This window comes from Flavobacterium amnicola (genome assembly GCF_004122165.1).
Taxonomy (GTDB): domain Bacteria; phylum Bacteroidota; class Bacteroidia; order Flavobacteriales; family Flavobacteriaceae; genus Flavobacterium; species Flavobacterium amnicola.
The window spans coordinates 170,502-192,640 of sequence record NZ_SBKO01000002.1; the positions used below are offsets into that span (position 1 = coordinate 170,502).

19 protein-coding genes are annotated in these 22,139 nt (G+C 32.5%); 15 read left to right on the forward strand and 4 right to left on the reverse strand.

All coding sequences use genetic code 11. The features are described 5' to 3' along the window. Positions 1 to 132: 132 nt before the first annotated feature. The 7 genes from EQG63_RS06285 to yaaA all read left to right on the forward strand — a co-directional run bounded on the left by EQG63_RS06285 (position 133) and on the right by yaaA (position 9,412). Positions 133 to 2,928 (forward strand): gluzincin family metallopeptidase, encoded by a 2,796-nt coding sequence (locus EQG63_RS06285; protein ID WP_235827814.1) that lies wholly within the window; start codon positions 133 to 135, stop codon positions 2,926 to 2,928. A 180-nt stretch (positions 2,929 to 3,108) separates the two neighbouring features. Further along, positions 3,109 to 5,511 (forward strand): alpha-ketoacid dehydrogenase subunit alpha/beta, encoded by a 2,403-nt coding sequence (locus EQG63_RS06290; protein ID WP_129435509.1) that lies wholly within the window; start codon positions 3,109 to 3,111, stop codon positions 5,509 to 5,511. Positions 5,512 to 5,781: 270 nt separating this feature from the next. Further along, entirely contained in the window at positions 5,782 to 6,918 is a 1,137-nt protein-coding gene (locus EQG63_RS06295) for a PAS domain-containing sensor histidine kinase (protein ID WP_129435510.1), read from the forward strand. Further along, the gene (locus EQG63_RS06300; RefSeq protein ID WP_129435511.1) at positions 6,905 to 7,321 is read left to right on the forward strand and encodes a response regulator; all 417 of its coding nucleotides are present in this window, start codon (positions 6,905 to 6,907) and stop codon (positions 7,319 to 7,321) included. Before EQG63_RS06295 ends, EQG63_RS06300 begins: the two co-directional genes overlap by 14 nt. A gap of 48 nt (positions 7,322 to 7,369) precedes the next feature. After that, positions 7,370 to 7,822, forward strand: coding sequence for a hypothetical protein (locus tag EQG63_RS06305; protein WP_129435512.1), 453 nt, complete (start codon positions 7,370 to 7,372; stop codon positions 7,820 to 7,822). Between the two features lie 145 nt (positions 7,823 to 7,967). Continuing rightward, the gene (locus tag EQG63_RS06310) at positions 7,968 to 8,525 is read left to right on the forward strand and encodes a fasciclin domain-containing protein (protein WP_129435513.1); all 558 of its coding nucleotides are present in this window, start codon (positions 7,968 to 7,970) and stop codon (positions 8,523 to 8,525) included. Between the two features lie 128 nt (positions 8,526 to 8,653). Next, positions 8,654 to 9,412 carry a peroxide stress protein YaaA gene (yaaA, locus tag EQG63_RS06315; RefSeq protein ID WP_129435514.1) on the forward strand — a complete coding sequence of 253 codons (759 nt, stop codon included), beginning with the start codon at positions 8,654 to 8,656 and terminating at the stop codon, positions 9,410 to 9,412. Positions 9,413 to 9,574: 162 nt separating this feature from the next. Here the strand turns inward: yaaA and rho are convergent, their stop codons facing one another. After that, the gene (gene rho, locus EQG63_RS06320; RefSeq protein ID WP_129435515.1) at positions 9,575 to 11,272 is read right to left on the reverse strand and encodes a transcription termination factor Rho; all 1,698 of its coding nucleotides are present in this window, start codon (positions 11,270 to 11,272) and stop codon (positions 9,575 to 9,577) included. A gap of 174 nt (positions 11,273 to 11,446) precedes the next feature. On the opposite strand from rho, the gene EQG63_RS06325 reads away from it, so the two are divergent. From EQG63_RS06325 to EQG63_RS06340, 4 genes are all read left to right on the forward strand, one after another. Beyond that, a complete protein-coding gene (locus tag EQG63_RS06325; RefSeq protein ID WP_129435516.1) occupies positions 11,447 to 11,857 on the forward strand; it encodes a DUF4293 family protein in 411 nt (136 codons plus the stop codon). Between the two features lie 177 nt (positions 11,858 to 12,034). Next, positions 12,035 to 12,700: a response regulator transcription factor gene (locus EQG63_RS06330; RefSeq protein WP_129435517.1), complete on the forward strand. Its 666-nt coding sequence runs from the start codon at positions 12,035 to 12,037 to the stop codon at positions 12,698 to 12,700. Positions 12,701 to 12,729: 29 nt separating this feature from the next. Continuing rightward, on the forward strand, positions 12,730 to 13,020 hold the full coding sequence (locus EQG63_RS06335) for a hypothetical protein (RefSeq protein ID WP_129435518.1): 291 nt from the start codon (positions 12,730 to 12,732) through the stop codon (positions 13,018 to 13,020). A gap of 140 nt (positions 13,021 to 13,160) precedes the next feature. Next, positions 13,161 to 14,762, forward strand: a complete 1,602-nt coding sequence (locus tag EQG63_RS06340) for an ATP-binding protein (RefSeq protein ID WP_129435519.1) — start codon at positions 13,161 to 13,163, stop codon at positions 14,760 to 14,762. Here the strand turns inward: EQG63_RS06340 and EQG63_RS06345 are convergent, their stop codons facing one another. Next, positions 14,763 to 15,257 (reverse strand): metallophosphoesterase family protein, encoded by a 495-nt coding sequence (locus EQG63_RS06345; protein WP_129435520.1) that lies wholly within the window; start codon positions 15,255 to 15,257, stop codon positions 14,763 to 14,765. A gap of 103 nt (positions 15,258 to 15,360) precedes the next feature. Here EQG63_RS06345 and EQG63_RS06350 point away from each other — a divergent pair, with 103 nt between their 5' ends. Further along, entirely contained in the window at positions 15,361 to 16,488 is a 1,128-nt protein-coding gene (locus tag EQG63_RS06350; protein ID WP_129435521.1) for a cysteine desulfurase family protein, read from the forward strand. Continuing rightward, positions 16,488 to 17,360, forward strand: a complete 873-nt coding sequence (locus tag EQG63_RS06355; protein WP_129435522.1) for a glycerophosphodiester phosphodiesterase — start codon at positions 16,488 to 16,490, stop codon at positions 17,358 to 17,360. The genes EQG63_RS06350 and EQG63_RS06355 overlap by 1 nt, the downstream gene beginning before the upstream one ends. Positions 17,361 to 17,462: 102 nt before the next feature. On the opposite strand, the gene EQG63_RS06360 is transcribed toward EQG63_RS06355, so the two are convergent. Then, complete coding sequence (locus EQG63_RS06360; protein ID WP_129435523.1) at positions 17,463 to 17,735, reverse strand: DUF4242 domain-containing protein; 273 nt, start codon at positions 17,733 to 17,735, stop codon at positions 17,463 to 17,465. A gap of 247 nt (positions 17,736 to 17,982) precedes the next feature. Next, a complete protein-coding gene (gene lpdA, locus EQG63_RS06365) occupies positions 17,983 to 19,371 on the reverse strand; it encodes a dihydrolipoyl dehydrogenase (protein ID WP_129435524.1) in 1,389 nt (462 codons plus the stop codon). 185 nt (positions 19,372 to 19,556) lie between these two features. Here lpdA and EQG63_RS06370 point away from each other — a divergent pair, with 185 nt between their 5' ends. Continuing rightward, the gene (locus EQG63_RS06370) at positions 19,557 to 20,852 is read left to right on the forward strand and encodes a YCF48-related protein (RefSeq protein ID WP_235827815.1); all 1,296 of its coding nucleotides are present in this window, start codon (positions 19,557 to 19,559) and stop codon (positions 20,850 to 20,852) included. A gap of 56 nt (positions 20,853 to 20,908) precedes the next feature. Next, positions 20,909 to 22,123, forward strand: a complete 1,215-nt coding sequence (locus EQG63_RS06375) for an RsmB/NOP family class I SAM-dependent RNA methyltransferase (RefSeq protein ID WP_129435525.1) — start codon at positions 20,909 to 20,911, stop codon at positions 22,121 to 22,123. Positions 22,124 to 22,139: the final 16 nt, after the last annotated feature.

Here is a 22,139-nt window from a genome sequence, read left to right on the forward strand (position 1 = left end):
CATATTCTATAAAAGAATTATAAACAAACAGAATTTTTAACAAATTGAAAATCAATTGTTAAATATTCTCAAAACCTATATATTGTAAAATTACATTAAATAGTGTTACATTGCCATTAAAATAAATTAAAATTGAAGGACAAACTTTTTTTTCCGTTATTCGCAATCCTCATAATTGTTTCATTACCTGTTTACAGTCAGCAAAAGGTGACTATTACAGCAAGATTGGACACTATTTCCTATACATTTCATGTAACTCAAAAAATTAATTACAAAAATCAATATGCAAACCCAATTGATAAATTAATTCTAAACGATTGGAATCATGCTTATTCTAACAGAAAAACAAATTTGGGAAAACGTTTCTCAGATCAATATGTTAGGAATTTTCATCTTTCAACAGAAAAAGAGAGAGGAAACACTAAAATTAATCAGCTTACTATCAATAATGCACCTGCGCAATGGCAAAGAATTGAAAATCAAATTGATTTAGTAGAGTTGAAAATTAATACGCTGCAACCCAATGACTCCATACAAATTAAAATCGATTATGAAATAAAAATTCCTGATGCTAAATTTACGCGTTGGGGCAAAGTCAAAGAAAACTTTTATTTAAAAGATAGCTTTCTGGCATTGGCAAAGATTAAGAATGGTTCGAGTGTTCAATACAGCAATGAAGATATTGAAGATGCTGTTTTAGAAGACATTGAATCTATTACAGTTGCCTTTAAAATGCCGTCATCATATACCATAACATCCAATTTAAAAGAAACGGAAGTAAATACATTTAATGGCAGTTCGAAAGAAAATCAGTTCGCGATAGAAAAAAAATCAAGTTTTGAAAGCTTTAAAAATGATAAAATTGAAATAGAAACGAATTTAACCAACTTAAGAGTAAATGAATTCCAAAGAGCGATTGTGATTGATAAAATCATCAACTATATTGATTCCAATTTAGGAAAATCGAAAGTAGATAAAATTATGGTTTCTCAAATCGATTACGACCGAAATCCTTTTTATGGATTAAATCAACTTCCGGCATTTTTAAGTCCATTCCCTGATTCCTTTTTATATGAATTAAAGTTTCTAAAAGTCTATTCTCAAAATTACTTAAAGCAAAACTTAAATATCGATTTTAGAAAAGACCATTATTTATTTAGTGGTATACAAACCTATTTGTTAATGAATTATATCGAGGAAAATTATCCCGATTTGCGCTTGATAGGAAATTTAAGCCGATTCAAAATCACAAATGGATATCAATTAGCCAGTGCAAAATTTAATGACCAATACCAGCTTGCCTATTTATTGATGGCTCGAAAAAATTTAGATCAAAGACTTGATGAGTCTAAAGAAAAATTAGTAAAATTTAATGAGCAAATCGCTTCAAAATACAAAACTGGTTTGGCATTTAAATTTTTAGATAATTATATTGGAAATGATTTATTAAAAAAATCAATTAAAGAATTTGTAGAGATTAATAATTATAAATATACTGAAAAACAAGATTTTAGAAAAATATTAGTTTCTAATTCAAGTAAAGATATCAATTGGTTTTTTGATGAAATGATTCATTCTAACATAGCAATTGATTATTCTTTCGGTGCTATAACAAAAGAATCGGAAACCAGTCAGGTTGAAATTAAAAACAAAACAAACAGCCATGTACCCTATTTAGTTTCAGGGTTTAAAAACAGACAAAAAGTATTTGAAAAATGGATTGACAATCCACAAAAAGATTCCATTATCACCATAAACAATACTGAAGTTGACAAACTGATTATTAATAACAATAATTTTTTTACCGAAATTAATAACCGAAATAACCATAGAAAACTTAAAAAATTCTTATGGTTTAATAAACCGGTAAAATTTACATTTTTAAGAGATGTAGAAAATGCCAATTATAGTCAAATTTTTTATGTTCCAGAAATTGGATATAACAAGTATGATGGGGCAATTCTTACCCTAAGTCTCCACAACAAAAATCTTATCAATAAGCCATTGGTTTTCGATTTTAGTCCAAGTTATTCCACAACACCTAGAAAAGCAACGGGCTCGTTCGGACTTTCATATAATCATCAAAGAAGCAATAAAAAACTGCATAGTATTCGCTATTCTTTTGGAAGTTCTTACTTTCATTATTATGAAAATGCTGCTTATTTCAAGGCTACCCCTGCTATTAGTTTGAATTTTAGAGATTCAGATTTGACCAAAAACATTGGCAAAACTCTTTATATTAAGCAAAATTATGTGAACAAGCAATCTTCTCCACTTTTGGTAAATGACAAGATACCACTGCAATTTAGCGCTACAACCATTGGTTTTTCAAGTGGTCAAAGTGAAACTGCCAAAAGCTTTGGTTACAGCTTGAGTACTACTTTTGCAGGTCAGTTTAGTAAATTTACATCTGAAATTGGATACAGTAAATTATTCGAAAACAACTATCAATTTAGTCTTCGTCTTTTTGCCGGAACTTTTATTCAAAACAAACAGAAAGATTTATACGCTTTCGGATTAGACAAGCCTCAAGATTTGCTATTTGATTATAATTTATATGGCCGTTCAGAAAGTACAGGACTTTTTAGTCAACAATTGGTAATTGCCGAAGGAGGTTTTAAATCGACTCTAAACAATCCCTATGCTAATGAATGGATGACCACTTTAAATGCCACTTCTTCTGTTTGGAAGTGGATACAGCTTTATGGTGATGTAGGATTATACAAAAACAACACACAAAGCGCTCAATTTGTGTACGATAGCGGAATGCATTTCAACCTAGTTCCAGGCTACTTCGAATTGTTTTTTCCGGTCTATTCTTCCAAAGGTTTTGAATTATCGCAGGATAATTACCACGAAAAAATACGATTTATTGTCACAATCAACCCGAATACACTTATCAAACTATTCACTAGAAAATGGTTTTAAAATTCAACATTTAAACTATTTTATTGAATTTTAATCTGAAAAAACTGAAAATTATTATTAATTACATAATCAAATCTTTGTATTTTAATTTTAAATTACGAATACTACAATTAATATTTTTACATCAAAATTAGAATATATCGTGTTTTTGTTTAAATTTGTGTACTTAGAAATTAGAAAATGGCACAAGTAGAAGAAAAACAAGCACTAACATTTGAAGATTTTAAAACGGAAGTTTTAAACGATTATAGAATTGCACGTATAAGCCGTGAATGTAGCCTTTTAGGCCGAAAAGAAGTGCTTACCGGTAAAGCTAAATTCGGGATTTTTGGAGATGGAAAAGAAGTGCCGCAATTAGCATTAGCCAAAGCGTTTCAAAATGGTGATTTCCGTTCAGGCTATTATCGTGATCAAACCTTTATGATGGCTATTGGCGCGATGACAATCGAACAGTTTTTTGCCGGATTATATGGTCATACCGATTTAGATTTTGATCCAATGAGTGCTGGTCGTCAAATGGGTGGTCACTTCGCAACACATTCTCTAGACGCCAATGGAAAGTGGAAAAATTTAACCCAACAAAAGAACTCAAGTGCCGACATCTCTCCTACTGCTGGTCAAATGCCGCGTTTATTAGGTTTAGCGCAAGCCTCAAAAATATTTAGAAATGTTGAAGGAATCAACCAAACTAACTTTTCTGAAAAAGGAAACGAAGTAGCTTGGGGAACAATTGGTAATGCTTCCACTTCGGAAGGATTATTCTTTGAAACCATTAATGCTGCTGGCGTTTTACAAGTTCCAATGGTAATGAGTGTATGGGATGATGAATACGGAATTTCGGTTCACGCTCGTTATCAAACTACTAAAGAAAGTATTTCGGAAATTCTCAAAGGATTTCAAAGAGATGAAGACAATAACGGTTATGAAATAATGACAGTTAAAGGTTGGGATTATCCTGCATTAGTAGAAACCTATCAGAAAGCTTCTGCCATTGCTCGTGAAGAACACGTGCCGGTTTTAATCCACGTTGATGAATTAACTCAACCACAAGGGCACTCCACTTCAGGTTCTCACGAACGCTACAAAAATGCAGAACGATTAGCGTGGGAAACAGAATTTGACTGTTTAAATCAAATGCATAAATGGTTGTTAGAGAATAATTTAGCAACTCTAGAAGAATTAGATCAAATTGATACTCAAGTAAAAAAAGAAGTAAACGAAGGAAAAAAAGCGGCTTGGATCAACTTTACGTCTCCTATAAAAACAGAAAAAGATGAATTAGTTGCTGTTTTAAATTCGGTTGCCTCCACTTCAGAAAATAAAATTTTTATTGAGAAGTATGCGAACGATTTAGCAGCGATAAAAGAACCAATCCGTAAAGATTTAATCACATTAGCTCGTAAGGTTTTACGCATGGTGATTAAAGAATCTGGAAAATCTCAGTTGGCTTCTTGGATTACCAATTATACCGAAAAAATTCAGCCAAAATTTAGTTCCCATTTATTTTCACAATCGGACAATAATGTATTTTCTGTGAATGAAGTAAAAGCAACTTACGATGAAACGGCTGAAGAAGTCGATGCTCGTTTGGTTTTACGCGATAATTTTGATGCCATTTTTGCTAAATATCCCGAAACTTTAATTTTTGGGGAAGATGCTGGAAATATTGGTGATGTAAACCAAGGTTTAGAAGGAATGCAAGAAAAATACGGCGAATTTCGTGTAGCTGATGCTGGTATCCGTGAAGCTACCATTTTAGGACAAGGTATCGGAATGGCAATGCGTGGGTTACGTCCAATTGCTGAAATACAATATTTAGATTATTTATTATATGCCATTCAAATCATGAGTGACGATTTGGCAACATTACAATACAGAACAGCGGGTCGCCAAAAAGCACCACTTATTATCAGAACTCGTGGCCATCGTTTGGAAGGAATCTGGCATTCCGGTTCACCTATGGGAATGATCATCAATGCCATTCGTGGTATTCATGTTTTGGTACCAAGAAATATGACTAAAGCAGCAGGTTTTTACAACACATTACTACAAACTGACGAACCTGCTTTAGTTATTGAATGTTTGAATGGTTACCGATTAAAAGAAAAAATGCCAACCAATTTAGGGGAATTCAAGACTCCAATTGGTGTGGTAGAAACCATTAAAGAAGGAGTTGATATTACTTTAGTGTCTTACGGTTCAACATTACGTCTAGTAGAACAAGCAGCTAAAGAATTATTGGAAGTTGGCATTGATGCTGAAATCATCGACATTCAATCTTTATTACCATTTGATATCAATCATGATATTGTAAAATCAGTAGCCAAAACCAACCGTTTATTGGTAATAGACGAAGATGTTCCAGGTGGAGCTTCGGCATTTATTTTACAACAAATCATCGACGAGCAAAAAGGCTACCAACATTTGGATAGTCAGCCAGAAACCCTTGCTGCCAAAGCACATCGTCCAGCTTATGGAACAGATGGTGATTATTTTTCGAAACCTTCAGTTGAAGATATTTTCGAAAAAGTATATGCGATGATGCATGAAGCGAATCCAACTCAATTTCCAAGTTTATACTAGAAATTTGAAATTCATTATATAACCCGACGAGCGAAAGTAATTTTGTTCGTCGGTTTTTTTATTCCTTACACCTGTTTTAACATTTTATGCGGAAATACCGTAAGAATAGCTTATTTTATAAGAGTATATTTATGGAACTGTAGTACTACTGTTAAAATTCAATTATTAGAATCTAATCTATATCAAAAATCCTACAGTTAATTTAGTAAAACAAATAATACGATATGCGATAAAACTACCGTTATCTAAAAATCTAGTAACAATAGAACAATGGGCAAAGTTCTCCATAATATAATCAATACCATAAAAGAAAACAGTTATACCAGTAAGTATTCAGTGTTCGATAATTTGATTGAAGGCGTTCAGGTCTTAGATCAGGATTGGAATTATGTCTATGTGAATGATTCACTTGCCCGACATGGTCTCTCCACAAGAGAAGCCATGATAGGTTATTGTATGTTAGAAAATTATCCAGGAATTGAACATACTGATTTATTCAATTCGTTTCAAACTTGCATGGATACTCGAATACCATTAGAAATTATAAGTCATTATGATTTCCCAGATGGCACAAGAAAATGGTTTGAACTCAGTATACAACCAGTTTCTGAAGGCATCATTGTATTGTCATCAGAAATCACCAAACTAAAAAAAGCGGAAGCCAAACTTAAAAAAAAGCTTACTGAAAGAACCTTAATGATTGCACAAATCACCAAACAAAAACAGCAATTAGAGGAATTTTGTCAAATTATCTCCCATAATCTTAGATCACCTTTAACTAATCTTATTCAGTTAAACGAAATGATTCAAGAAAGTAATGATAATGCCGAAAAATCTAACTTCATAAATATTCAAAAAAGTGTAATTGATTTACTGCACAAAACTTTCGAAGAACTTGTAGCTTCTACCCAAGTTAGAATGGACCAAACCATCAAAAGAAGTAAAATCAGTCTGGAAAAACACACTAAAAAAGCCTTAAAAATACTTTCTGAAGAAATCAGAAGTACCAACACAGAGATAGTCTTCGATTTTTCTGAAATTAATAAAATTGAATACTCCAAAAAGTATTTAGAAAATATTTTAATCAATCTAATTGGTAATGCCCTAAAATATCATTCTCCCGAACGAACTCCCAAAATTCATATAAAAAGCTATATTAAAAAAGGTTGGATTTCTGTTGATATAATTGATAATGGATTGGGAATCGATTTGAAAAAAAATGGTGAGGATTTATTTAAACTTCATAAAACATTCCACAATCATGCACAAGCAAAAGGTTTTGGTTTGTTTATTACCAAAACACAAATTGAAGCTATGGGTGGTAGTATAAGTGCTGAAAGTACACCAAACAAAGGAAGCAAGTTTACCATTAAGTTATATAAAATGACTTCTGATGGAAAAAATTAATACTATTTGTCTCATAGACGACGATATGATTTTTAGGTATTTAACGCAAACGATAATTACCAAAACTCATCTTGTGAAAGATATTGATGCTTTTTCAAATGGTCTAGATGCCATTAATTTTTTAAAAGCTGTATCTGTAAATGATGGCAAACTTCCAGATATTATTCTATTAGATCTTTTTATGCCAATAATGGATGGGTGGGGATTCTTGAAGGAATATGAAAAATTACAACCGAAATTATCCAAAAAAATTCCAATTTATATCGTTACATCGTCAATTGACCCAGCCGATATTCAAAAATCAAAAGCAATTAATTTGGTGATTGATTTCATTGTTAAACCTATGACAAAAGAAACTTTTTTGCAAATCATGCATTCTCATACCACCAATAAATTTCACTAATTTATACTATACTCATTTCTAATGCGTTGTATTCATAAACGATTTAAAATGAAATTTAAATTAGCACTATTAGCCTTTTTTTTACTAATTGTTTCTTGTAAAAGTAAAAAAGTAGAGCCTACGTTCGTTTTGATAGATTCCAGTAAAGTAGAAGCTGTAAAAAAAGAAAGAGCATTCGATTTAGGCACACGACTACTTGAATCCTGTAATTCTTCTCGATTCAAACCATTTTCGAGTGAGGAAGCTACAGATAGAGTGATTCAAAATGCTACTCTTGAAAAAATATCTGCTACTTGTCAGAAAATTAATCAACGAAACGGAAAGTTCAATTTCATAAAACTCCTAGATATTACTTATTTTAAGTCGACTGATGAATACATTTTCAGATATAAAATTGATTATGAAAAGAAATATTTCAAACGTGAATTAAGTGTTACAATAGACAAAGACAATAAAGTATCGGCCATTTCAACCAAAGAAATAAAGCCGAAGCCATTATAGATAGCAAAACCAAAACAGCCAAACCATAAAACGTTTGGTTTGTTTTGAAAACATTCTAAATTCTTAAATAAATGTTAAAACCTTCAATATCGAAAACCAAAAGAAAAGCGATACCGTAAATGATTTAATAACCAAAAAATCAATTATGAAAACACAAAAAATTTTATCGGTAGCCATTTTAGGTATTGCATTAACATTTGGATTTACATCTAATGCACAAAAAACAGTAACTGTTGGGGGAGCTCCAATGTATCCGACAAAGAACATCATTGAAAACGCAGTTAATTCTAAAGATCATACTACATTGGTAGCTGCTGTAAAAGCAGGAGATCTAGTTTCCGTATTGTCAGGAAAAGGACCATTCACAGTTTTCGCACCCACGAATAGTGCTTTTGAAAAATTACCAAAAGGTACTGTTGAAACCTTATTAAAACCGGAAAACAAAGCAACTCTACAAGCTGTTTTAACCTATCATGTTGTTTCAGGAAGTATGGATAGCAAAGCCATAGCTAATGCTATTAAAGAAGGTAATGGAAAAGCCACATTAACAACTGTACAAGGTGGAAAACTAGTATGTTCTATGGATGATAAAAACCTAATCATTACTGACGAGAAGGGTAACAAATCTATGGTAACTATTGCAAACGTATACCAATCCAACGGAGTAATCCACGTAATCGATTCTGTTGTATTGCCAAATTAACTCAAGCTTTTTTGTCCCACTATAAAAAATCCCTATTCAGGGATTTTTTATATATATCGTTTCTTTATTCAAGAATTATTGAAATCTTTATATTTGTGAGTTGAAAACAAAACATTTAAGAACCATTCATGAAAATTGTTATTTCTCCAGCCAAATCATTGGATTTTGAAAAAAAACTTCCAACGGAAAAGTTTACAAAACCTTCCTATTTAAAGCAAACTAAAGAAATAGTAAAGGTGCTAAAAAAACTGAAACCAAAAGATTTATCAGAATTGATGGATATTTCTGACGCTTTGGGGGAATTGAATTGGCAACGCAATAAAAAATTTAAAACGCCATTCACTATCGAAAATGCACGTCCAGCGGTTTATGCTTTTAATGGTGATGTTTATTTAGGTTTGGACGCCTACTCTATTCCTGAAGAAAAATTAGATGTTTTACAAAACAAACTTCGTATTCTTTCTGGGCAATATGGGATTTTAAAACCATTAGATTTAATACAAGCCTATCGATTAGAAATGAGAACTACACTCCCTATTGGTGAGCATAAAAATTTATATGCTTTTTGGAAAGAGACACTAACATCTGCATTAAACAAAGAATTGAAAAAGAATGAGTTATTTATTAATTTAGCGAGTAATGAATATTTTTCGGTGATTGATACAAAGAAATTAAAAGTACCTATTATTACGCCTGAATTTAAAGATTACAAAGACGGAAAATTAAAAATGATTTCTTTTTTTGCTAAAAAAGCACGTGGAATGATGGTGCGTTATATTATTGATCATGATGTAGAAAATGTAGAGCAACTTAAAAGCTTTAATTATGAAGGATATGCATTTGATGCCAATCTTTCGAAAGGAAATACATTGGTTTTTACAAGGTAATTCGCGTGAGAGATAGCAGTAAAAATCCTTTTAATTTCGATCATTGAGGCACTCGAAATGACGAAATTAAAAGATTGGAACGGATAGCTCGACCGAGAGAGGAACGAAAGAGGTCACGCCCAAATAAAAAAAATCCCATCTAAATTAGATGGGATTTTTATTTTAGTCATTCATCGAAATCAAAAACTCTTCGTTATTTCTGGTTTTTTTGAATCGATCATTTATAAATTCCATGGCTTCTACTGGATTCATATCGGCTAAGTATTTTCGCATAATCCACATACGTTGGATTGTTTTTTCGTCTAACAATAAATCGTCACGACGCGTACTTGAAGACGTTAAATCGACAGAAGGGAAAATACGACGGTTTGCAATTTTACGATCCAATTGTAATTCCATATTACCTGTACCTTTAAATTCTTCGAAAATTACTTCGTCCATTTTAGAACCTGTTTCTGTTAATGCAGTTGCGATAATACTTAATGAACCACCACCTTCAACATTACGAGCCGCTCCGAAGAAACGTTTTGGTTTTTGAAGTGCATTTGCATCCACACCACCACTCAATACTTTACCAGATGCAGGTTGTACCGTGTTATAAGCTCTTGCTAAACGTGTAATGGAATCTAATAGTATCACTACATCATGTCCGCATTCTACTAAACGTTTTGCTTTTTCTAGTACGATATTAGCAATTTTTACGTGCTCTTGTGGTTCTCTATCGAAAGTGGAAGCCACTACTTCCCCACGCACGCTACGTTGCATATCGGTTACCTCTTCTGGACGTTCGTCAATTAATAAAACTAACAAATATACTTCAGGGTGATTGGCAGCGATAGCATTAGCAATGTCTTTCAACAACATCGTTTTACCCGTTTTAGGCTGTGCAACAATCATACCACGTTGTCCTTTACCAATAGGTGAAAACAAATCGATTATACGAGTTGAAATAGAACTACCTCTTTCGGCCAATTTGAATTTTTCTGTAGGGAAAACCGGAGTCAAGTGTTCGAAAGAAACTCTATCACGCACTACTTGTGGGTCGTGACCGTTAATTTTTAATACTTTAACCAAAGGAAAATACTTCTCCCCTTCTTTTGGAGGACGCACTACTCCTTTTACTGTATCTCCTGTTTTTAATCCGAATAAACGGATTTGCGAAGTAGATAAATAAATATCATCAGGAGAAGCTAAATAATTGTAATCCGATGAACGCAAGAATCCATAACCATCTGGCATCATTTCTAAAACACCTTCTGTTTCTATAATTCCTTCAAACTCATAGTCGGGTTCACGGAAATTATTCGTTTTCTTATGTTTATTATTATTATTATTATGATTGTTTTTGTGGTTGTTGTTTTGTGGAGGAGTTGTTTCGGTATTTTCCGAAACAGTTGTTACTTCGACAGTAGCAATTGGGGTTTCGATATCGGTTGAAGCATTAGAAGTTGGCTTCTCAGCAGTTGAAACAGCAATAACTTTTTCGGTGTTTCTATCCTTATTTTTTTGAAACTTTTCTCCTTTTGGAGTAGGCTTCGAGGGATTATTTTTAGGTTGGTTTGGTTTTATTGGTTTCTTTTCCCCTTCCACAAAAGCGATGGCTTGTTGTACGTTTTCAATTTTTGATGGGGCAGGCTTTGATTTTTCTTCTGGTGCTATTCTCGCTCGTTTGGCTTTTGGAGTATCAGCAATATTGTTTGCTTCAGGAGTAATTTTTTCCGGATTTGCGGCTTGGTAATCTAAAATTTGATAGACTAACTCGTCTTTCTTTAAAGTTTTAAAACTTTTAATTTTAGCCACCTTGGCAATTTCTTGTAGCTCATTAAGCTTCATTTCTTTTAAAACAGAAATATCAAACATAAATAGATGTTAGATTAAATTAGATAGGAGTAAAATGTATGTGATTTTTTTGAATCTTATGTTCCGAAGTATGAAGTGCTTACGGATTGTTAGGGCAATATTACGAATTTTATTTTAGTAAACAATAGTTTTTTATAAAAAGAAAATATATTTTTGCTACTCAATTTTAGTATAATGATTCAAAGAATTCAAAGTGTATATTTAGGTTTAGCATTCGTTGTAATGGGGATGTTACCATTTGTATTTCACTTGTGGATTGAAAATGATAATAAGGTATACTTTATGAGTAATATGCTTTATGCTGTTCTTTTTGGTTTAAGTACCTCATTATCATTATTAAGTTTACTTTCTTTCAAAAAAAGACAACAACAATTTGTGATGAACAGATTGAATATGATATTGAACTTAATTTTACTAGGATTATTTGTGTTTCGTACACTAAGCATATCTGGAGAAGCTCCTGTAGTTTCGGAGAAGGGTATTGGGATGTTCTTACCTGCTTTAACTATCTTGTTGTTAGTATTTGCTAACAAAGCCATAAAGAAGGACGAAGATCTCGTAAAATCTGTGGATCGATTGAGATAAACCTATCATCTTAGTTTATTAGTGCGACGAAAAATCCTGCCTTGTGCAGGATTTTTTTTATTGTTTATGCTCCTATTTCAATTTTTCTAACTAAATTTAGTTAGATAAAAATCATTAAATCATGGTATTTCACAATTAAATTATTACTAATACATTTGAAAAACCAATTTATCCCATATGAACACGAAAATTAAAATTCACTTAGCAGACGACCATCAAGTACTAATTGATGGAATGTTAGCCGTTCTTAAAACACAACCAGACTATGAAGTTGTTGGTTTTTCATTAAATGGTGAAAACCTTGTAGAACGAGTTGCCCAAAATGATGCTCATATTCTAATCATGGACATCAATATGCCTGAAAAAGATGGAATCCAGGTTTTAAGAGAGTTCAATGAAAAAGGGTTTACCTGTAAAGTCATTATTTTATCAAGTTATGACGATCCAAAATTAATTAAAGAAGTTATAAAATTAGGCGCCAGTGGCTATTTAACCAAACAATGTGCTGGGGAAAACATTATGGATGCCATTAACTCTGTTGTACTTGGACAGCAATATTTTTCTGCGGCTATCAAAGACAAAATTTTTGATACTTTTACCGACAATAATCATGAGAAAGCGCTTAATGATGAGCAAATCATCTCAAGTATCACCGATAGAGAATTGGAAATTTTAAACTACATCTGCGAAGAGCGAAGTGGTAAAGACATTGGACAAATTTTAAAAATCAGTCCTAATACCGTGGAAACACATCGCAAAAACTTGATGAAAAAAATCAACGTAAAAAGTACTGTTGGGCTTGTTCTTTTCGCAACAAAACATAACTTAGTAAATTATTCCTAAACAAATATAACCTTAAACAAACAAAAACTATGGCAACTTACACTATGCTAGGCATGTACACCTATGAAAAAATTTCATCAGATGATTTTAAAATTTGCTTTGAAATTCCAGACAATTGTAATTATGTACTAAATCAAGCTTCTGGGAAATACACGATTGAAATTCATCTTAATGGTGGAGAAAAGTCTCCTTCAACTAATTTTGATCAACATTCAGAATCTGTGAGTTTAATTAACGGCGAAATAGATTTAACTTTTGAGCAATATCCGCATAATTCACCTATGATTAACAAGCCTAAAGCAATTCTAACTGATTCTTAGAAAAGTTGAAAAAAATCACTTTTATATTCACATTTTTTATCTGTTTTGGTTTTCGAGCACAGGAAACCAAAACAGATTCTATTGATATATACATACAACAAAAAAATCCTATAAAAGCATTAAGCTATTCAAGGACAACTTTGATAAAATTATTAAATGCAAAAAAATACTCTCAGTATTGTGACATTGCTTTAAAAAGAGCCCAATTATTTAGAGATTTAAATGACTCTGAAAACGCTCTAACAATTCTTTACGAAGCTTTAAAAGTAGCAGAATTTCATAATTTACCTAAACATCAAATTCTCATTCATTGCAAAATTGGAAACGTTCAAATTGATGCATATAATTTTTCAAATTCTAAAAAAGTCGCTTATAAAGCAAAAAAAATAGCCCATAAACTTAATGATCCTGAATATATTAAAAATGTAAACCAGGTATTATACAAACTCCACACTTCTATTGGATCAGACAGCGCACTTTATTATTTGAATAAAGTTGCAGCTTATAAAAGCAAATCAAAAGATTATAAAGAAATATCAAGTAATTACAATAATTATTACACGTATTATTCTTCTAAAAAGGACTATGTAAATGCCAAAAAAAATATTCTGGAAGCTGTAAAATATGCTAAACTAACAAAAGACAAAAAGCAAATTAGCATAATACAAATGAATTTAGGTGTTTTTCACCTTCAATTTGATAAAAACTATGCTAAAGCTATAGAAATTTTTAAGGAAATCATTGCTAATGAAGCAAATAATGAGTCATCTAGTATGGCCTCTACTTCCTATTTAAACATTTCATATGCTTATGAAATGTTAGGGGACTACAAAACCGCAATGAAATATAACAATAAATACCTTGAAATTCAAGATGTAGTTATTAATGGCAGACTAGAACAAGCTTCCCAAGAAATTGAAACCAAATATCAAATTAGTAAAATTGAAGACGAATACAAACATAAAAACCAAGAATTAGCTGATAAACAAAGAAGAAATCAACGTTTATTACTTTTATTAGGAGCTTTATTTTTATTAGGAATAGGATTGTTTTATATCTTTTTCCAAAACTTAAAATTAAAACAAAAAAACAAACTGAAAGATCTTGATTCAGATTTACAATACAAAATCATTAGTGCGACACTAGATGGTCAAGATCAGGAACGTACAAAAATTTCAGAAGTGTTACACGATAACGTAAGTGCTACATTGTCTTCAGTTGGCTTACACCTTTCTGCTTTTGAAAGCTCCTTAACTCCCGAGCAACGCAGTGATTTAAAAAAAACAAGAGCTTTACTAAAACAAGCCCATGATAAAGTTCGTGATTTATCTCACGAATTGGTTCCACCACTATTAGTGAAATTCGGATTGCAGTTTGCCTTAAAGGATTTGTGTGAAAACAATTCTAATTCCTTAGTCAAATTTAATTATCATTCTGAATTACCTAAAAGTAAAAAGTTCAATCATGACTTTGAAACCAAGATATTTTATTTTGTTTCCGAACTTTTTAATAATGCTACCAAGCACAGTAAAGCAACGGAAGTTAACCTCAATTTAAAAGAAATAAATGGGATGCTTCAAATTATTGTTTCTGATAACGGAAAAGGCTTTAATATGAAGGAAAAACCATTTGGATTTGGTTTAACGCAGATAAGAGCTCGTGTTAAAAACATGAATGGAAATCTTAAACTCTTTTCAAAACCTGATGAAGGAACCATTATCACCATTACGGTAAAAGAATAATCATTTCTTCCCCAATTCTATTATTTCTAAATTTTGAATTTTATCGCCATCAATAACAAATCGAAGCATCGTTCGAATTTGATGAAATCCGCTTTTCCCACAGGCTCCGGGGTTCATGTGAAGTAAATCTAATGTTTTATCAAATTGTACTTTCAAAATGTGAGAGTGCCCACATATAAATAATTTCGGTGGATTCTTTTTTATTTCTTCCCTTATTTCTTGGTTGTATTTTCCGGGATAACCACCAATATGTGTTATCCACACCTCCACATCTTCACAAAAAAAACGATTGTGTAAAGAAAATTCCTGCCTTGCTTCTACTCCATCTATATTTCCGAAAACGGCTCGTAGTGGTTTTAGCTTTTTAATTTCATCAGTTACAGTCAACTCGCCAATATCGCCAGCATGCCAAACTTCGTCCGCCCAAAGCACATGCTTTAAAATGGCATCATCAATATGACTATGTGTATCCGAAAGTAAAAGGACTTTTTTCAAAATAATTCGATTATGCAACGAAATTACAAATTTAATGAGCAGAAAAAAATTTGACAATTGCTTTTGTTTTTTGAGATTTCAAATTTTAGTATCTTTGACAACCATGAAAAACACATATTTAGATAACGCTGCTACTACACCTATTCGCCAAGAAGTTATTACAGAAATGACCAAGGTTTTGACCGAAAATTTTGGTAATCCATCTTCTTCACATTCCTTTGGCAGAAGTAGTAAAAATTTAGTAGAGCTCTCTCGAAAAAATATTGCGAAAAATATAAATTGCTCGGCACAAGAAATCATATTTACATCTTGTGGTACCGAAGCAAATAACTTCATCATTCAATCCTGTTTACGTGATTTAAATGTTACCCGCATTATTACTAGTAAAATTGAACATCATGCCGTATTACATACTGTTGAAGTACTTCAAAAACAATATGCAATTGATGTTGACTATGTAGCCATTTTAGAAGATGGAACCATTGATTATAACGATTTAGAAGTCTTGCTTGCACAAGATAAAAAAACGTTGGTGAGTTTAATGCATGTCAACAACGAAATTGGAACCGTTTTAAACTTAGCAAAAGTAGCCCAGTTGTGTAAAAACAACAATGCCTATTTTCATACCGATACTGTTCAATCTATTGGAAAAACAGAAATTAACGTACAGGAATTGCCTGTTAATTTTTTAGTGGCTAGTGCCCATAAATTTCACGGACCCAAAGGAATTGGATTTGCTTTTATTCGTAAAAATATTGTTTTAAAGCCCATTTTATTAGGTGGTGAGCAAGAAAAAGGATTACGTGCGGGTACCGAAAGCGTTCATAATATTGTTGGAATGGCAACTGCATTAGACATATCTATACAACATCTTGCTGAAGAAAAAGCATATGTTTCCAATTTAAAAGTCTATTTGATGCAACAATTAGAAATTACGTTTCCGGAATGCATTTTTATTGGCAATCAAAACGAAGTTTTTTATAATATTTTGAATGTTATTTTGCCATTTGATGAAGCCAAAACCAGCATGCTTTTATTTCAATTGGATATTAATGGAATAGCCGTTTCTCGCGGAAGTGCCTGTCAGTCAGGAAGTGTAAAGCCTTCACATGTGCTAGAGGCTTTTGTTGCCAAAGAACATCTAAACAAACCCAATATTCGAATTTCGCTTTCACACTATAATACAAAAGAAGAAATTGACTATTTAATCAACACTTTAAAGAAAATATAATGCGCCTATTTTATTTTTTATGCTTTTTCCCTTTGATTTCTTTTGGACAAGAATTCGATATTCAAGGACATCGTGGCTGTAGAGGATTGTTACCTGAAAACACTATAGAAGCATTTAAGAAAGCAATTGATTTAGGCGTAACTACACTTGAAATGGATGTGGTCATATCGAAAGATCATCAAGTCTTGCTATCACACGAACCTTTTTTATCTCATGAAATTGCATTGGATTTAAATGGAAACGAAATTGCTGAAAAAGACGAGAAAAACTTCAACTTATACCAAATGGATTATGCCCAAATCAAGCAATATGATTGTGGTAGTAAAATTCATCCACGCTTTTCAGAACAAGAAAAAATAATAACCTACAAGCCTTTATTAAGTGAAGTAATAGATTTTGCAGAAAGTTATATTCAAAAAAATTATCCGGGAAGAAAAATCCAATACAATATTGAAACCAAATCAGATCCCAAAGGTGATGATCGCTTTCATCCTAAACCCAAAGAATTTGTGGATTTGTTAGTTGCTGTTTTAAACCAAAAAGCTATATCTGATCGGGTGTATATACAATCATTTGACAGTAGAACATTGCAGTATTTACATACTACTTTTCCTAACTATAAAACAGTTTTGTTGGTGGAAAATAAAATGTCTGTTGCTAAAAATTTAAAACTTTTAGGCTTTACACCAGATATATACAGTCCTGAATTCATTTTATTGAACCAAAAGAAAGTGGAAAAATTACATCAAAAAAATATAAAAGTAATTCCGTGGACCATCAACAAAAAAGACGACATGAAACGAATTATTAGTTATGGGGTTGACGGAATCATTACGGATTATCCTAATCGATACTTTGAATTGAAGAATTAGGTTATTTTTTAGCCATAATAATGACACCGCGCTTGTAACATCAGAATCCTTGAGGATTTCAAAAATTAATCTGAAATTGCTAAAATAATATCCATTTTGCCTTTATTCAGCAGTTGTTGGATCAATAATTTCAGAGACTTCACTAACGGAATTAGCCGGAAATCCGCCCTGTTTGGCATGTTCATAAACCATTTCCTCATTGGGTGCTATATAAACACAATAGATTTTATCTTTTGTTACATAACTATTCACCCATTGAATTTCGGTCCCCATTTTACTCAAAACACCACAAGAAGCTTGTGAGATTGCTTTTAATTGCTCTGTTGTTGACTTTCCAACCTCTGGAATTTCTCTTTCGATGACATACTTTGGCATAATCTTGATTTTTAGTATTGTTATTTTTTTGGGAGTTTTTTGTTTTAAAAACAATCAGAGGTATTTGGTAGGAATAAACCTCTTTGAAAAAGAGGGTGTTTAATTTTTGAAGTACTAATTTAGTTAAAATTCACGACATACTGACTATCAAATGGTTATCAATTTTAAATATGCAAAAAAAATCCGCTTTGCTTTCACAAAACGGATTTTATATAAATTAAATGAGATTGCTTCGTTTCTCGCAATACTATAAGTGAATCACTTCACCATACGCATCGGCTACTGCTTCCATCACTGCTTCACTCATCGTTGGGTGTGGGTGAATCGCTTTTAAGATTTCATGACCCGTAGTCTCTAATTTACGGGCTACAACAGCTTCAGCAATCATATCGGTAACACCAGCACCAATCATATGGCAACCTAACCATTCGCCGTATTTCGCATCAAAAATTACTTTTACAAAACCGTCTGGAGTCCCAGCTGCTTTAGCTTTACCAGAAGCTGTAAATGGAAATTTACCCACTTTGATTTCGTATCCTTTTTCTTTTGCTTGTTTTTCTGTCAAACCTACCGAAGCAATTTCTGGAGTCGCATAGGTACAACCTGGAACATTTCCGTAGTCAATTGGCTCAACGTGTTGTCCAGCAATTTTCTCCACACAGTTAATTCCTTCTGCAGAAGCTACGTGTGCTAACGCTTGCCCTGGAGTAATATCTCCGATTGCATAATAACCTGGTACATTTGTTTGGTTGTAGGCATTCACTAAAATTTTATCTCTATCAGTAGCAATACCCACTTCTTCTAATCCGATTCCTTCTATATTTGTTTTAATTCCAACGGCAGAAAGTAAAATGTCTGCCTCTAAAATTTCTTCTCCTTTAGCTGTTTTAACAGTTGCTTTAACTCCTTTTCCAGAAGTGTCCACTTTTTCAACAGAAGAATTTGTCATTACTTCAATGCCCGCTTTCTTTAAAGAACGCTCAAATTGTTTTGAAATATCTTCATCCTCTACCGGAACAACATTCGGCATGAATTCTACGATAGTTACTTTAGTTCCCATAGCATTATAAAAACTAGCAAACTCTACTCCTATCGCACCAGAACCTACAACAATCATCGATTTAGGTTGCTCTGCTAAAGTCATTGCTTGACGATATCCTATGATTTTCTTCCCGTCTTGTGGTAAATTTGGTAATTCACGTGAACGCGCACCAGTTGCAATAATAATGTGATCTGCCGAATATTCGGTTACTTTACCATCAGCAGCTGTAACATCAACTTTTTTACCTGGTTTTAATTTTCCAAAACCTTCAATAATGTCGATTTTATTTTTTTTCATTAGGAACTGAACGCCTTTACTCATTCCATCAGCCACACCTCTAGAACGCGCTACAACCGCTCCAAAATCTTTATCAAATTCTTTTACAGTCAAACCGTAATCAGAAGCATGTTTTAAATATTCAAAAACTTGTGCAGATTTTAATAGCGCCTTGGTAGGAATACATCCCCAATTCAAGCAAACACCACCAAGATTTTCTTTCTCGATAACGGCTACTTTAAAGCCTAATTGTGAAGCTCTGATTGCAGTTACATAACCACCAGGACCACTTCCTAAAACAATAATATCGTATTTCATTTTTAAAAAATTTTCTAGTTTAATTGAGATTGCGAATTTAAGGATTTATTTTAAAACTTTATTAACTCAAGTATTGTTTGTTATTTGTTCTAATTTATATTTTGAAACTTCAATATTTAATTCCATTTTTGTAAGAATTTAAATCGTATAATTTCAAATTCTGAACAAATCAAACCCCAATATTCATGATCTACAAATTTTTTAAACTAACATTCTTTACATTTCTCATTTCATTATTGTTTTCTTGTGATTCTACACAACAATCGGCTACTCAAGCAGAATGGAGAGCCTTACCTGCTCCTATTTCGGAAGGACGCTATGATGATGTTTTTTTTCTAAATAAAGACCTTGGATGGGCTGCTGATGGAAGAGGAAAGAAAGTGTATAAAACTACTGATGGTGGTTTAAATTGGATTGAGCAATTACATTTACCCGGAGCCTATCTAAGGAATATTGAATTTTTAAATGAAAACATTGGCTTTTTAGGCACTCTAACAAATAAATTTTACAAAACAGTTGATGGTGGACAAAACTGGGAAATTGTAACAAATATTCCTCAGCCTACAATAGCGATATGTGGTTTAGATACTGTTGGAAAAAGTACAATATATGGATGTGGAACCTATTTTGGACCAGCTTACATAATTAAATCAACAGATAGTGGTCAAACATGGCAATTTATAGATATGAGTGCATATGCGGAAGCTCTGGTAGAAGTTTTGTTTGTAACAGAAAATATTGGCTATGCTTCTGGTGGTGATGCTAACGGTGGCGTAGTATTAAAAACCACAGATGGAGGAAATTCTTGGACGGAAATTTACAATACCAATTTGCCTGGTGAATGGGTATGGAAACTCCAAAAATTACAATCTGAGCCAAATGTTTTCTTTGGTTCTGTGGCCTCTTATTCACCTAACAAAGGTAAGTTAATAAAATCGTTTGATGGTGGAGCTAACTGGGTGTCTTTAGAGGTTCCTGATACTGATGTTCAGGCAGTAGGATTTATTTCAAAAACCCACGGTTGGATGGGTGGCCATAATTCAGGCTTTCTTGAAACTTTTGACGGTGGTTATACTTGGCATGATACAAAATTTGGAGGCAATTTAAACAGAATTCAGATTTTAAATGACGATTTAGCCTTTTGTTCAGGAACTACTATCTATAAATACTCTGCAGGAGTAAATCTAAATGGTGTATTTGGTGGAAGTGTAAATGCTAAAAAAGAAAGATTAAATATCAACCTTAATCCTATTGTCACAAACAATAATTTGAATTTTTCCATTAATTTTAAAGATAAAAATCACATTATTATCAAATTATTTAATGCTAATGGTAAACATATTAAGACATTAAAAAATGAAACCATTCAGGCTTCTGAAATTAAAAACTATAGCTTTCCATTTCCATATGAAAAAGGAAACTATTATTTAAATTTACATGATGATGAAGGAGGTCAATCGGAAATGATTATTAAAAAATAAACTCTTTATCGAAGATTTATCTTTATATCGTACCTTTGCACCTCAATTTTTGAAATATGAGATTACATAGAAATTTAGTTTACACAACGATAGATTCTTTAAATGCTATTTTTAACGAGGGTGAATATGCTGATAAAGTAGTAGCGCGCGCGCTAAAAAAAGACAAACGTTGGGGAAGTGCCGACCGAAAATTCGTTGCTGAAACCATCTATGAAATCGTACGTTGGAAACGTTTGTATGCTGAAATTGCAGAAGTTAGAGAACCTTTTGATCGTGACAACCTTTGGAGAATGTTTGCGGCTTGGGCTGTGCTAAGAGGTTATCAAATTCCGGATTGGAGACAATTGGAAGGCACACCAGAACGTAAAATTAAAGGACGTTTTGATGAATTATCCAAAACAAGAGCCATCAAAGAATCGATTCCGGATTGGATGGATGAATTGGGTGTAAAAGAATTGGGTGAAAAATTATGGGCTACCGAATTAGCCGCTCAAAACCAACAAGCTAAAGTGATTTTAAGAACCAATACACTTAAAACGACTCGCGAAAAACTTCGTAATCTTTTAATGGATTTGAATATAGAAACCGAAACTTTAAAAGACCAACCTGAAGCTTTAGTACTAAAAGAAAGAGCCAATGTATTTTTAACAGATGCTTTTAAAGAAGGTATGTTTGAAGTACAAGATGCTTCTTCCCAATTAGTAGCACATTTCCTTGATGTAAAACCAGGTATGCGTGTCGTTGATACTTGTGCCGGTGCTGGTGGTAAAACCTTACACATGGCGTCTTTAATGGAAAACAAAGGGCAGTTAATTGCCATGGATTTGTACGAAAGCAAACTAAAACAATTAAAACTGAGAGCGAAACGAAATGGCGCTTTTAATATCGAATATAGAATCATCGATTCTACAAAAGTTATCAAAAAACTACATGAAAAAGCAGATAGAGTTTTAATTGACGCGCCTTGTAGTGGTTTGGGAGTTCTAAAACGTAATCCGGATTCCAAATGGAAATTGCAACCAGAATTCATTGACAATATCAAAAAAGTACAAGCGGAAGTTTTAGAAAATTATTCTAAAATAGTAAAACCGGGTGGAAAACTAGTATATGCAACTTGCTCTATCCTACCTTCTGAAAATCAAGAACAAGTCAAGAAATTTTTAACCACAGAAAGCGGAAAAAACTTCACATTTATTAAAGATGTAAAAGTACTGGCTTCTGAGTCTGGATTTGACGGTTTTTACATGGCTTTATTGGAACGAAAAGTATAAACTCTAGTATTTCTCT